Genomic DNA, 12854 nt, shown 5'->3' with positions numbered 1-12854 from the left:
TCACGGCCAGACGGTACTTCCGGTCGCTGGCCCTCGACATGCTGAGCGCGTCCGGCAACTTCCAGGTGCGAGAAGGCACCGGCAGCACCGGAAACAGGTACCTGCTGGCACAGAACGGCGTCATCGCGCTCATGCGGGCCGACCCGCCCTTCGACAACCTGCACATAGGTCTGGCCGAGTGACCCGTTCGGCTCCTTCTGGCCAGTCTGCGAAAATCGCGGGTTCTTGGAGCTCCCCGTGTCATCACCTTTCGTAGCCGAAACCCGCCGCCGCCGCACCTTCGCGATCATTTCCCACCCTGATGCCGGCAAGACCACGCTGACCGAAAAGCTGCTGCTTTTCTCCGGCGCGATCCAGATCGCCGGCTCGGTGAAGGCGCGCAAGGCCTCGCGCCATGCGACCTCCGACTGGATGGAAATCGAAAAGCAGCGTGGCATCTCGGTGGCCTCGTCGGTCATGCAGATGCTGTATCGCGACCATGTGATCAACCTGCTCGACACGCCCGGCCACAAGGACTTCTCCGAAGACACCTACCGCGTGCTGACGGCCGTCGACTCGGCCCTGATGGTGATCGACGCCGCCAACGGCGTGGAAGCGCAGACGCGCCGGCTGATCGAGGTCTGCCGCCAGCGCGACACGCCCATCATCACCTTCGTCAACAAGATGGACCGCGAAGTGCGCGAGCCGCTCGACATCCTCGACGAAGTGGAGCGCGAGCTCGGCATGCCCTGCGTGCCGATGACCTGGCCAGTCGGCCAGGGCAAGTCTTTCCGCGGGATCATGAACCTCCGCACGCAGGCGATGACGGTGTTCGAGTCGGGCAGCGAGCGGCTGCCGCAGGACTTCGAGACCATTCCACTGAGCGAGCGCGACACGCTGGTCAAGCGCTTCGGCGCCGACTTCGAGCACGCCATGGAAAGCATGGAGCTGGCCACCGGCGCCTCGCCGACCTGGGACCGCGAAGCCTTCCTGGCCGGCAAGCAGACGCCGGTGTTCTTCGGCTCCGGCGTGAACAACTTCGGCGTGATGGAAGTGCTCGACGCGCTGGTCGACCTCGCGCCCTCGCCGCAGTCACGCACCAGCACCACGATGGTCAACCGCCAGCCGGTGGTGAAGGAGATCCAGCCCGAGGACAAGGATTTCGCGGGCGTGGTCTTCAAGGTGCAGGCCAACATGGACGCCAACCACCGTGACCGCATCGCCTTCGTGCGCATGGCCTCGGGCAAGTACACGCCGGGCATGAAGCTCAAGGTGCAGCGCACGGCCAAGGAACTGCGCCCGACCAGCGTCGTGACCTTCATGAGCCAGCGCCGCGAGGCGGTCGAAGAGGCCTACGCGGGCGACATCGTGGGCTTCACCACCCACGGCGGCGTGCAGCTGGGCGACACCATCACCGACGGCGCGAGCCTGCAGTTCACCGGGCTGCCCTTCTTCGCGCCCGAGCTGTTCATGACCGTGATCCTCAAGAACCCGCTGCGCACCAAGCAGCTACAGCAGGGCCTGGCCCAACTCGGCGAGGAAGGTGCGATCCAGGTGTTCCGCCCCGAGGTCGGCGGGCCGATGCTGCTGGGTGCCGTGGGGCAGCTGCAGTTCGAAGTGGTGCAGCACCGCCTGAAGGCCGAGTACGACGCCGACGTGCGGCTCGAAGGCTGCCAGTACACGGGCGCGCGCTGGATCACGGCCGACACGCCGGCCGAGTTGCGCGAGTTCGTCAACGCCTATCCGGTGCGCATGGCCAAGGATGCGGCGGACACGCTGGCCTTCCTGTGCACCTCGCCTTACGACGTGCGGCTGGCGCAGGAGCGCTTTCCGAAGATCCACTTCCATCCGCTGCGCGAGCACGCGGGTTTGGCGCTGCAGAAGGCGGGCTGAACCGGCGAGCTAGCTGCCGGTCGAGGCGTAGTGGCGCAGCCCGATGCGCCATGCGCCGAATGCCGCCGCCAGGAACACGAAACCGGCGAGCGGCGACGCCATGCCCACCCAGGCCGGCGCGCCCAGCGGATCGGGCTTACCGAGGATCGCGAGCGCCGGGTAGTACGCCACGCAGGCCAGCGGCACGATGAAGGTCAGCACGCGGCGGAACCACTGCGCATAGAGCGCCAGCGGGTATTGCGCCGCCTGCACGCCGCCGTAGGTCAGCACATTGGCGATCTCCAGGCTCTCCACGGTCCAGAACGACAGCGTGCCCTGCAGCACCAGGATGCCGAGGAACAGCGCCACGCCGCCGGCCAGCGCGAACAATCCGATGCCCACTGCGGCCGGCGTCCAGCCGATGTCCGCCTGCACCGTCGCGAACGCCAGCACGAGGCCGCCCTGCAACAGCCGGCCCGCGCGGCTGATGCGGAAGTCGTGCCCCATCAGTTGCAACGCGACCGGGCGCGGGCGCAGCAGCAGCCGGTCGAAGGCGCCGGTGCGAAGGAACTCGGTGCCCAGCGTGTCGAAGCCGCGGCCCAGCGCGTCGGCCACCGCGAACATGCAGTTCACGAGCCCGTAGAACAGCGCCACTTCCCCGAGGCGCCAGCCCTGCACTTCGCCGAAGCGGTGGAACAACGCCCACACCGCGATGACCTCGATGCCGGTGCCGAGGAACTGCCCCAGCGTCAGCATCAGCGCCGAGGCCGGGTAGCGCGCCTGGCCGCCGAGCGAAGCCTTCACAAGGCGAGCAAGAAGCGCGATGGACCCCATGTCAGCCGCCCTGCACTTCCAGCCTGCGCATCGTGCGGTCCATGGCGGCATGGCCCAGCGCGACCAGCACCGCGATCCAGAAGCACTGCAGTCCGAGCCCGGCCAGCGCATGCGGTCCGCTCATCAGCCCGAAGTAGAGCCGCGCGGGAATGTCGACCACGCCGGCCAAGGGTTGCATCAGCAGCGCTGCCTGCCAGGCGTCAGGCAGCAGCACCAGCGGCAGCAGGTTGCCCGAGAACACGATGACGACCGGGCCCGCCAGCGCGTTGATGCCTCGCTCGTTGAGCGCCGCGACCGTCGCGATGTTGAGCAGCATCACCATCGCGGTCGACAGCAACAGTGCGAGGACGGCCGATGCGAGGAACGCGACCGCGGCGGCAAGGCTCGCCGGCGGCTGCCAGGCCCAATCGCCCAATCCGGCCAGCGGCAGCGCGACGGCCGCGAAGGCGGCCACCAGCGCCACGCGCGGCAGCACGCGGGCCGCAATCCAACCCGCGCTGCGCACGAACCACAGCGCATAGGCATCCACCGGCCGCAGCCGGTCGTAAGCCACAGCGCCGGTGCGCACGGCCTGCGCCACCTCCGGGTCGCCGAGCCACGGCACCAGCACGAGCAAGCCCTGCGAGAGCCAGCTGTAGGTGATCGCCTGCGCGAGCGACATCGGCGTGCCGGCCATCGACGCGCCGCCGTAGAAGGCCGCCAGCACCATCACCTTGATGCCGCCCCACCAGCACTGCGTGCCGAAGCCCGCGAGCGCCGCCGTGCGGTACTGCAGCATCTGCAGGAAGCGAGACGCGAAGGCCGCGACGTAGGGGCGCACCAGTTCGCGCACGGGCATCGGCATCATCACGCTTCGACCGCCCCATGCATCGCATAAAAGCGTGCGATGACGGCCTCGATCGCCAGGCCTTCAAGGCGGATGTCCTCCACCGCATGCGTGGCCGCGATGCGCGCGATCAGCGCGGGCGCCGTGGTCACGGCCGGATCGAAGTCCAGCACCAGTGTCTGCCCGTCGCGCGAATGCATCCTCGCGCCGGCCACCCGTTCGGGCAGCTCGACGTCCTGCGCGAAGTCGACCACCAGCCGCCGCTCCGCCATCACCTGCGCGCGCAGCGCCTCGACCGGGCTGTCGGCCAGCACGCGGCCGTGGCCGATGATGATCACGCGCCGGGCCAGCGCCTCGATGTCGTGCATGTCGTGCGTCGTCAGCAGCACGGTGGTGCCGCGCTCGCGGTTGGCGCGGCGCACGAAGTCGCGCACCGCCAGCTTCGACGGTGCATCGAGCCCGATGGTCGGCTCGTCGAGGAACAGGATGTCGGGCTCGTGCAGCAGCGCCGCAGCGATCTCCGCGCGCATGCGCTGGCCCAGCGAGAGCTGCCGCACCGGCTGGTCGAGCACGCGCTCCAGGTGCAGCAGCGCGACCAGCTCGTCGCGCGTGCGGCGGTAGCGCTGCGGATCGACGCGGTAGATGTCGCGCAGCAGGTCGAAGCCGTCGCCCACGGGCAGGTCCCACCACAGCTGAGTGCGCTGACCGAAGACCACGCCGATACGCGCCACGTGGCGCTCGCGGTCGGCGAAGGGATCGCGGCCGTCGATCTCCACGCGCCCGCCGTCGGGCCGCAGGATGCCCGCGAGGATCTTGATGGTGGTCGACTTGCCCGCGCCGTTCGGCCCGATGAAGCCCAGCAGCTCGCCCCTCTCCAGCGCGAACGACACGCCCGACAGCGCCTCCACCGTGCGGTGCCGGCGCTGCACGAGCCCGCGCAGTGCGCCCATCACGCCGGGATCGCGCTCGGAGATTCGATAGGTCTTGCGGAGGTGGTCGACGAGGATGTGAGGCATGGAAGGCGCCGCTCCGGCCTCGATGGCGCGGCAGGGGGCGGGATGCTACACGAAAGCGCCGCTACGATCACCGACTCCCCAAAAGATGCACGCCATGCCATCGCAGTCGCCTCCCTTGCCCTCCCCGCCCCATCACCTGCTGCCGCTGGCCCAGTGGCCGGCGGCCGCGCGCAGCGCACTCGTGGGCGTCTTCACCGACATCGACGACACACTGACCCACGAAGGCGCGATCACGCCCGATGCGCTGCAGGCGCTGGGCGACCTCAAGGCCGCGGGCCTTTGCGTCGTGGCGATCACCGGCCGGCCGGTGGGCTGGAGCCTGCCCTTCGTCAACACCTGGCCCATCGACGCCATCGTGGCGGAGAACGGCGCTGTGGCGCTGCTGCCCTCGGCCGACGGCCGCGTCGAGAAGCGCTACCAGCAGGACGAGCCCACACGCGCCGCCAACTTCGCGCGCATGCAGGCGGTGCTGGAGCGCATCGAGCGCGAGCTGCCGGGCGTGGGCCGCGCTACCGACTCGCCGGGGCGCGAGACCGACATCGCCATCGACCACAGCGAGTTCGTTCAGCTGAGCGACGCAACGATCGCTCAGGTGGTGGCGTTGATGCGCGGCGAGGGCATGCACGCCACCGTGAGCAGCATCCACATCAACGGCTGGTATGGCGACAACGACAAGCTCGAAGGCGCGCGCTGGATCACGCGTGAGCTGTGGGGCCGCGCCCTCGACGACGAGATGGACCGCTGGGCCTACGTGGGCGACTCCACCAACGACCAGTTGATGTTCCGCACCTTCGCGCACAGCATCGGCGTGGCGAACGTGGCGCGCTTCGTGCCGCAGCTGGAACACCTGCCGCGCTATGTGACGCAGGGCGAGCGCGGTGCGGGGTTTGCCGAAGCAGCGCGCGCGATCATCTTGGCGCGCCCTGGCCTCGACACTGGCTGACCGGGCCGACGGGCAATCTGGATGAAAGCCGCAGGCTTACTTCTCCTTGGCCAACCCCAGCTTCTCGATCACCACCTTCTCCCGCACCACCGTGTCCTGCGCAAACTTGGTGTACTGCGCCGAACTCATGTAGTTAGGCAGCATGTCGTAGCGCCCCAGCGCCGCTACGTAGCTCGGCTCTTCCATCGCCTGCTTGAACGCGTCGTGCAGCTTCTTCACCACTTCGGGTGGCGTGCCCTTGGGGGCGCCGATGCCGAAGGGCGAGTTCTGCACCACGTCGTAGCCAAGTTCCTTCAGCGTCGGCGCGTCGGGGAACTTCGCGAGGCGCTTCTCGCCCCAGGTGTTCAGCACGCGCAGCTTGCCGGCCTCGACCTGCGGCGCGAAGCCGGTGCTGTCGGCGGCAGCCATGAGCTGACCACTGACCACCGCGAGCATCAGGTCGGCGCTGCCCTTGTAGGGCACGTGCTGCAGCTCGATGCCGGCCTTCTGCGCGACGATCTCGGTGGTCAGGTGCGGGCTGGTGAGGTTGCCGGTGGAGCCGTACGTCAGCTTGCCGGGGTTGGCCTTGGCGTAGGCGACAAAGTCGGCCCAGGTCTTGAAGGGGCTGTTGGCAGGCACGACGATGCCGAAGGCATAGCCCGTGACGTTGATGACGTACGTGATGTCCTTGAGCGGATCCCAGTTGATCTTGGTGGTGTAGCCCATGCGGAACACGCCCAGCGGGATCTGCGCGACGGTGTAGCCGTCGGGCTGCGAGGTCTGCAGCGCCTGCGCGGGCAGCGTGCCGGCGGCGCCGGGCTTGTTGTCGACGATCACCGGCTGGCCGAGGATCTTGCTCGCGTTGTCGGCGAGCTGGCGCATGGTGATGTCGGTCGGGCCGCCGGCCGGAAACGCGACGATCAGCTTGATGGGCTTGGTGGGAAAGCCCTGCGCGAAGGCCGCTATCGGAAAGGCGAGGCTGCAGGCAGCGAGCGTGGCGGCGGTACGGAGGAAGGTGGAGCGGCGGAGCATGGCTGACGGGGGTCCTGACTTTGAAACCGCCAATTGGGCCTTGCCCCGTTGGCGAAGGCAATCGGGGCTCCCCTGATTTCCACGGGGAAACCCGGGCCATCGTCACATCCGAGACGCCCGCGCGTCAGCTACGCCTGCTCGAAGCCTTCGAGCACGTTGACGGCGTTGATGCCCACCTCGGCCACCGCATAGCCGCCCTCGAAGACGAACACCGTGGGCAGGCCCGCGCGCGCGAGGTCTTCGCCCATGCGCAGGTAGTCGTCGCTCCCGAGCCTGAAGCCCGCGACCGGGTCGCCCTCGAAGGTGTCGACGCCGAGCGAGAGCACGAGCGCGCCGGCCTTCACCGCCGCGATGCGCTCGAGCGCGGTCTTCAGCGCCGCGCGCCACGCCGAGAAGTCCGTGCCGCGCGGCAGCGGCAGGTTATGGTTGAAGCCCTCGCCCCTCCCCGCGCCGCGCTCGTCGGCATGGCCCAGGTAGTACGGATAGTCGGTCAGCGGATCTCCGTGCAGGCTGGCGAAATGCACGTCGCTGCGCTCGTAGAAGATGGCCTGGGTGCCGTTGCCGTGGTGGTAGTCCACGTCGAGCACGGCCACGCGCTCGACGCCCGCATCGCGCAGCGCCTGCGCCGCGACCGCGGCGTTGTTGAGAAAGCAGTAGCCGCCGAAGAAATCGGCGCCCGCATGGTGGCCCGGCGGCCGCGTGAGCGCGAAGGCGGCGCGCTCGCCGCCAACGACGCGCTGCGCCGCGGTCCACGCGCAGGCCGCGCCATGGCGCGCCGCGGCCCAGCTGCCCGCCATCAGCGGCGTGCCGGCATCGAACGAGAACAGCCCCATGCGCGCCGGAAAGCTCTTCGGCAGCACATCGGTGCGCATGCCGCGCGTGGGCCAGTACGAGGGCAGCGCATCGCGCGACACGTTGGACGGGTCGAGCGCCACCCACTCATCCCACGCATGCGCGATGAAGTCCAGGTAACGCGGCGCATGCACCTTGGCCAGCAGCGCCTCGTCGAAGGCATCGGGCGCCTGCAGCGCGCCGAGGCGGCGGCGCTCCAGCTCGTGTTTCACATGGTCGACGCGGGCCGGAACCTCGAAGCACGGCACGAGTTCGCCGCGGAACATTTCGACTCTGCCCTGGTGAAGAACGTGCTGGTCGTTGTAGATCGTGAGCATGCCGCCATCATGCCGCACGCCGCAGCACCGCCCGGCGCCGGCCCGAGGCCGTGAGGCCGAACAGGTCCTTCGGGTCGTCGAGCTCGGGCACCAGCGCGATCTGCTGGCCGATGCCGCGCTCGGTGGCGAGGCGCTGTATGTAGCGAAGCGCCGTGTAGTCTTCCAGCGCGAAGCCGACCGAGTCGAACAGCGTGACCTGTGTGGGAGTTTCGCGGCCGGGCACTTCGCCGAGCAGCACGCGCCACAGCTCGTGCACCGGAAAGTCGGCCCCCACCTGCTGGATCTCGCCCTCCACGCGGGTCTGCGGCTCGTACTCGACGAACACGCGCGCCTTGTACAGCACGTCGGGGTGCAGCTCGGTCTTGCCGGGCGAATCGCCGCCCACCGCATTGATGTGCATGCCCGGCTCGATCATGTCGGGCGTGAGCACGGTCGCGCGCCCCTGGCAGGCGGTGACGGTGGTGACGATGTCGGCGCCGCGCACGGCATCCGCCACGGAGCCCGCGCGCACGATGTCCAGCGGCGTGCACGCCGACAGGTGCCGCACCAGCTTGTCGGTGGCGTGCGGATCGGTGTCGTACACGCGCACTTGCTCGATGCCCAGCAGCGCATGGAAGGCCAGCGCCTGGAACTCGCTCTGCGAGCCGTTGCCGATCAGCGCGAGGCTGCGCGAACCGGGCCGCGCCAATGCCTGGGCGGCCATGGCCGAGGTGGCGGCCGTGCGCAATGCGGTGGTGAGCGTGAGTTCGGAAAGCAGCACCGGGTAGCCCGTGTCGACTTCCGCCAGCACGCCGAAGGCCATGACGGTCGGCAGCCCGAGCTGGGTGTTGTTCGGATGCCCATTGACGTACTTGAAGGCATAGGCGCCGTCGTCGGCCACCGGCATGAGCTCGATCACGCCGAGGTGCGAATGGCTGGCCACGCGGGCCTTCTTGTCGAACTCGCGCCACCGCAGGAAATCGTCGCGCAACGCGTCGGCCAGGGCCGTGAGGAACTGCGGAACGCCGGTCTCGTCCACCAGGCGGACCAGGCTGTGAACATCGATGAAGCGGGTCATGGCATGGCTCCTTGCGTAGCCCTGCCGCGGCGCTTCATCCCCTCACATGTTTACTCCACCATGGCTGGTTCAGGATGCGCCTGCGCCAAGGGTTGAAGCCATTGTGCGCCTGCTTGCGCGACATTGCGAGCGACGTCAGTCGTACCTGCGCTGTTCTTCGATGCTGCGCTCCAGGAAGCGCCAGAGCCGCTCGTCCTCGCTGAAGGCCACGTTGAAGCGCAGCCAGCCGGTGGGATGCGGATTGACCAGGAACAGCTGGCCCGGGCCGAGCATGATTCCCTCGGCCGCGGCGCGCCGCGAGAGCTCGGAGCTGTCGGCGATGTCGGGGTGCCGGGCCCACAGGTACATGCCGGCCGCGGCCTCATGGAACAGCTCGAAGCCCAGCGCGTCCAGCCGCCTCGCGACGCTGCCCTGCGCCTGCGCGAGGCGGTCGCGCAGCGCCTTGAGATGCTTGCGCCAGCGGCCGTCGGTGACGGTGCCGAAGGCCAGGCGCTCGGTGATGTCGGAGGAGGTGAGGCCCGAGACCATCTTGAGCTGCGCCAGCTCATCGAGCAGCTCCGGCTGCGCGACCACGTAGCCCACGCGGATGTTCGGCGAGATGGTCTTCGAATAGCTGCCCACGTAGACCACGCGGCGCAGCTGCCCCAGGCTGGCGAGCGAGGGGCGCATCGACGCGTCCATCTCGGCGTAGATGTCGTTCTCGACCAGCGTGAAGTCGTGCGCCTGGGCCAGCTGCAGCAATTGCACCAGCTGCGGCAGCGAAGCCATCGAGCAGGTCGGGCTCTGCAGCCGGGGCTGGGTGAAGAAGGCCTTGGGCCGGTGCTGAGCGAGCAGCGCCTCGAGCGCGGGCATGTCGTAGCCCGAAGGGATGCGCGGCACGCCGATGATCTCCACGCCCAGGAAGCGCAGCATGAACATCAGGTTCGGATAGCCGGGGTCGTCCACCAGCACCGCATCGCCCGGCTTGAGCAGCCGGCGCGCGACCAGGTCAAGGGCCTGGCTGGAGCCCTGGGTCAGCAGGACCTGGGCGGCATCGACCACGATCTGCTGCTCCGACAGCGCCTCGGCCGTCGCCATGCGCAGCGCCATGTGGCCGAAGGGCAGGCCGTAGCCGCCGATGTCGGTACCTTCGGAGGCGAGGTGGCGCAGGCTGCGGCGCATGCCGTCCTCGAACAGCCAGTCGTGCGGCAGCCAGCCGCAGCCGGGCTTGAGCGGCAGGTTGCGGTTTTCGAAGATCTGCTGAAGGTACCAGCGGGCGTCGAAGCGGGGGTCCGGGCGGGGCGTGCTGGCCGCGCCGGCGGCGCTCTCGTCGCTGCGCCGCTTGACGAAGAAACCCGCGTTGGCGCGAGAGACCAGCAGGCCCTGGGCCACCAGCCGGTCATAGGCCTCGACCACCGTGAAAACACTGACGCCGTGCGCCGCGGCAAAGGCGCGGATCGACGGCAGCTTGCTGTCGGCCTTGAGCTTCTGGGAGCCGATCAGTCCGCGCAGCCCTTCCACGATCTGGCTTACCAGCGGCGTCGGCTGTTCGGGGCGAAGAATGAGCATCGGGGGGCGTCTCCGGCAGTCCGGGCTGCACCATATTGAGGAAAGTATGTACAGGATACAAGACCAGTACAGTCTTCCGGGCGATCACTTCCGGTGTACATGGCTGGATCGATTCGCGCGACCTAGAGTGCCGGCATTCCTCCTTCAAAGCACAGGTCGTACCATGCAACGCGAACCCAATCTCAGCAATGCCGCCCTCATGGCCCGCCGCAGCGCGGCCGTCGCCCGCGGTGTGGGCCAGGCCCATGAAATCTTCGTCGCCCGCGCCGCCAACGCTGAACTGTGGGACGTCGAGGGCCGCCGCTACATCGACTTCGCCGGCGGCATCGCGGTGCTCAACACCGGCCACTGCCACCCGGAGATCAGTGCCGCCGTGAAGGCGCAGGTCGATCTCTATTCGCACACCTGCTTCCAGGTGGTGGCCTACGAGCCCTATGTGGAGCTGGCCGAGCGCCTGAACGCACTGGCGCCGGGCGCGTTCGCGAAGAAGTCGATCTTCCTGAGCACCGGTGCCGAGGCGGTGGAGAACGCGGTCAAGATCGCCCGCGCCCACACCCGGCGCCCCGGCGTCATCGCATTCACGGGCGGCTACCACGGCCGCACGATGATGACGCTCGGCCTGACCGGCAAGGTCGCCCCCTACAAGATCGGCTTCGGCCCCTTCCCGGGCGAGGTGTTCCATGCGCTGTACCCGAACGCGCTGCACGGCGTGAGCGTGGACGACGCCCTGCACTCGGTCGAGCTGCTGTTCAAGAACGACATCGAGCCCGAGCGCGTGGCGGCCTTCATCCTGGAGCCGGTGCAGGGCGAGGGCGGCTTCTACGTGGCGCCCAACGACTTCGTCGAAGGCCTGCGCGCGCTGGCGGACCGCCACGGCATCCTCATCATTGCCGACGAGGTGCAGACCGGCGCGGGCCGCACCGGCACCTGGTTCGCCAGCGAGCAGTGGCCCGTGGCGCCCGACCTGATCACCACCGCCAAGTCGATGGCGGGCGGCTTCCCGATCTCCGGCGTGGTGGGCCGCGCCGAGGTGATGGACGCTCCCGCGCCTGGCGGCCTGGGCGGCACCTATGCCGGCAGCCCCATCGGCTGTGCCGCGGCACTCGCGGTGCTCAAGGTGTTCGACGACGAGCAACTGCTCGCGCGCAGCCGGGCGCTGGGCGAACGGCTCACGGCCGGCCTGCGCCGCATCGCGGCCGGCGAGCCGGCCATTGGTGACGTGCGCGGGCTCGGCGCCATGGTGGCCATCGAGCTGTTCGAGCAGGGCGATACCGCGCGGCCCGATGCCGCACTGACCCGCCAGGTGGTCGCGGAGGCGGCGCGGCGCGGGTTAATCCTGCTGTCATGCGGCACCTACGGCAATGTAATTCGTGTACTGGTGCCGCTCACGGCATCCGACTTGCTTGTGGACGAAGGCCTGGCGCTTCTCGCGGACAGCTTCGCCGCGCTGCGCTGATCGACCGATCCTTTCCCGGAATCCTCCATGACAGCAGAACCCTTGGTGCGCTTCCAGCGCGTCCAGAAGACCTACGACGGCGAACACCTGGTGGTGCGCCAGCTCGACCTGGACATCCACCGCGGCGAGTTCCTGAGCCTGCTCGGGCCTTCGGGGTCGGGCAAGACCACCACGCTGATGATGCTGGCGGGCTTCGAGTCGCCGACCTCGGGCGAGATCCTGCTCGACGGCAAGCCGATCACCCGCACGCCGCCGCACAAGCGCAACTTCGGCATGGTCTTCCAGAACTACGCGCTGTTTCCGCACCTGAGCGTGGGCCAGAACGTGGCCTACCCGCTCACCGTGCGCAAGGTTTCGAAAGACGAGCAGCAGCGCCGCGTGCAGCGCGCGCTCGACATGGTGCAGCTGCGCGGCATGACCGACCGCCTGCCCGGCCAGCTCTCGGGCGGCCAGCAGCAGCGCGTGGCGCTGGCGCGCGCGCTGGTGTTCGAGCCGCAGCTGGTGCTGATGGACGAGCCGCTCGGCGCGCTCGACAAGCAGCTGCGCGAGCACATGCAGCTCGAGCTCAAGGACCTGCACCGCCAGCTCGGCGTGACCTTCGTCTACGTGACGCACGACCAGGGCGAGGCGCTCACCATGAGCGACCGCGTGGCAGTGTTCAACGAAGGCGTGATCCAGCAGTTGGACACGGTCGACCGGCTCTACGAGACGCCATCCAACCGCTTCGTGGCCGGCTTCGTCGGCGACAGCACCGTGCTCAGGGGCCAGCTGGACCGCGGCGGCGAGCACGCCGAGATGAAGCTGCCCGACGGCCGCGTGCTGCGCGGGCTCAACGTCGGCGGCGCGGCCGCGGGTGCGGCCGTGGAGGCCTGCATCCGCCCCGAGCGCGTGGTGCTGCACCGCCGGCCGGAGACGCAGGGCACCAACATGCTCGCCGCCGAGGTGGCGCGCGTCATCTACTACGGCGACCATCTGCGGCTCTTGTGCAGCGTCGGCGGCGGCCAGACCGAAGCCACCGTGAAGCTGCCGCTGGACGGCCTCGACGGCGCCGCTGCGCCGCGGGCCGGCGAAGCGGTGGTGCTCGAATTCCCCACCGCGCACGCGCGCATCTATGCCCCCTGATCCCGGTCCGTTGTTGTTCCC

At 69.0% G+C, this 12854-nt stretch carries 12 protein-coding genes; 5 read left to right on the top strand and 7 right to left on the bottom strand.

What is annotated here, in order from left to right:
- The first annotated feature begins 38 nt into the window (after positions 1 to 38).
- Both AC1DFC_RS13320 and AC1DFC_RS13315 read left to right on the top strand, forming a co-directional pair.
- A complete protein-coding gene (locus AC1DFC_RS13320) occupies positions 39 to 182 on the top strand; it encodes a hypothetical protein (protein ID WP_478179382.1) in 144 nt (47 codons plus the stop codon).
- Positions 183 to 237: 55 nt separating this feature from the next.
- Positions 238 to 1872, top strand: coding sequence for a peptide chain release factor 3 (locus AC1DFC_RS13315; RefSeq protein WP_478179381.1), 1635 nt, complete (start codon positions 238 to 240; stop codon positions 1870 to 1872).
- Between the two features lie 9 nt (positions 1873 to 1881).
- Here the strand turns inward: AC1DFC_RS13315 and AC1DFC_RS13310 are convergent, their stop codons facing one another.
- From AC1DFC_RS13310 to AC1DFC_RS13300, 3 genes are read right to left on the bottom strand one after another with little or no spacing between them, the layout of a single operon-like run.
- Positions 1882 to 2685, bottom strand: a complete 804-nt coding sequence (locus AC1DFC_RS13310) for an ABC transporter permease (protein WP_413332507.1) — start codon at positions 2683 to 2685, stop codon at positions 1882 to 1884.
- 1 nt (position 2686) lies between these two features.
- Positions 2687 to 3523 (bottom strand): ABC transporter permease, encoded by an 837-nt coding sequence (locus AC1DFC_RS13305; RefSeq protein ID WP_478179419.1) that lies wholly within the window; start codon positions 3521 to 3523, stop codon positions 2687 to 2689.
- Between the two features lie 8 nt (positions 3524 to 3531).
- On the bottom strand, positions 3532 to 4527 hold the full coding sequence (locus AC1DFC_RS13300) for an ABC transporter ATP-binding protein (protein WP_478179380.1): 996 nt from the start codon (positions 4525 to 4527) through the stop codon (positions 3532 to 3534).
- 94 nt (positions 4528 to 4621) lie between these two features.
- Here AC1DFC_RS13300 and AC1DFC_RS13295 point away from each other — a divergent pair, with 94 nt between their 5' ends.
- Positions 4622 to 5470, top strand: a complete 849-nt coding sequence (locus AC1DFC_RS13295; RefSeq protein ID WP_478179379.1) for an HAD-IIB family hydrolase — start codon at positions 4622 to 4624, stop codon at positions 5468 to 5470.
- A 36-nt stretch (positions 5471 to 5506) separates the two neighbouring features.
- On the opposite strand, the gene AC1DFC_RS13290 is transcribed toward AC1DFC_RS13295, so the two are convergent.
- From AC1DFC_RS13290 to AC1DFC_RS13275, 4 genes are all read right to left on the bottom strand, one after another.
- Positions 5507 to 6481, bottom strand: a complete 975-nt coding sequence (locus AC1DFC_RS13290) for a Bug family tripartite tricarboxylate transporter substrate binding protein (protein ID WP_007827906.1) — start codon at positions 6479 to 6481, stop codon at positions 5507 to 5509.
- A gap of 128 nt (positions 6482 to 6609) precedes the next feature.
- On the bottom strand, positions 6610 to 7650 hold the full coding sequence (locus AC1DFC_RS13285; RefSeq protein ID WP_042672556.1) for a histone deacetylase family protein: 1041 nt from the start codon (positions 7648 to 7650) through the stop codon (positions 6610 to 6612).
- 7 nt (positions 7651 to 7657) lie between these two features.
- Positions 7658 to 8707, bottom strand: coding sequence for an ornithine cyclodeaminase (locus AC1DFC_RS13280; RefSeq protein ID WP_007827902.1), 1050 nt, complete (start codon positions 8705 to 8707; stop codon positions 7658 to 7660).
- Between the two features lie 135 nt (positions 8708 to 8842).
- The gene (locus AC1DFC_RS13275; RefSeq protein ID WP_007827899.1) at positions 8843 to 10255 is read right to left on the bottom strand and encodes an aminotransferase-like domain-containing protein; all 1413 of its coding nucleotides are present in this window, start codon (positions 10253 to 10255) and stop codon (positions 8843 to 8845) included.
- A gap of 163 nt (positions 10256 to 10418) precedes the next feature.
- Here AC1DFC_RS13275 and gabT point away from each other — a divergent pair, with 163 nt between their 5' ends.
- Complete coding sequence (gabT, locus tag AC1DFC_RS13270; protein ID WP_007827897.1) at positions 10419 to 11711, top strand: 4-aminobutyrate--2-oxoglutarate transaminase; 1293 nt, start codon at positions 10419 to 10421, stop codon at positions 11709 to 11711.
- 27 nt (positions 11712 to 11738) lie between these two features.
- A complete protein-coding gene (locus tag AC1DFC_RS13265; RefSeq protein WP_007827894.1) occupies positions 11739 to 12833 on the top strand; it encodes an ABC transporter ATP-binding protein in 1095 nt (364 codons plus the stop codon).
- The last annotated feature ends 21 nt before the right edge of the window (positions 12834 to 12854 follow it).

This window comes from Variovorax sp. 10L421, from assembly GCF_056395365.1.
The sequence above is the reverse complement of the archived record's forward strand: the minus strand, read 5'-3'. Positions and strand labels throughout refer to the sequence as shown.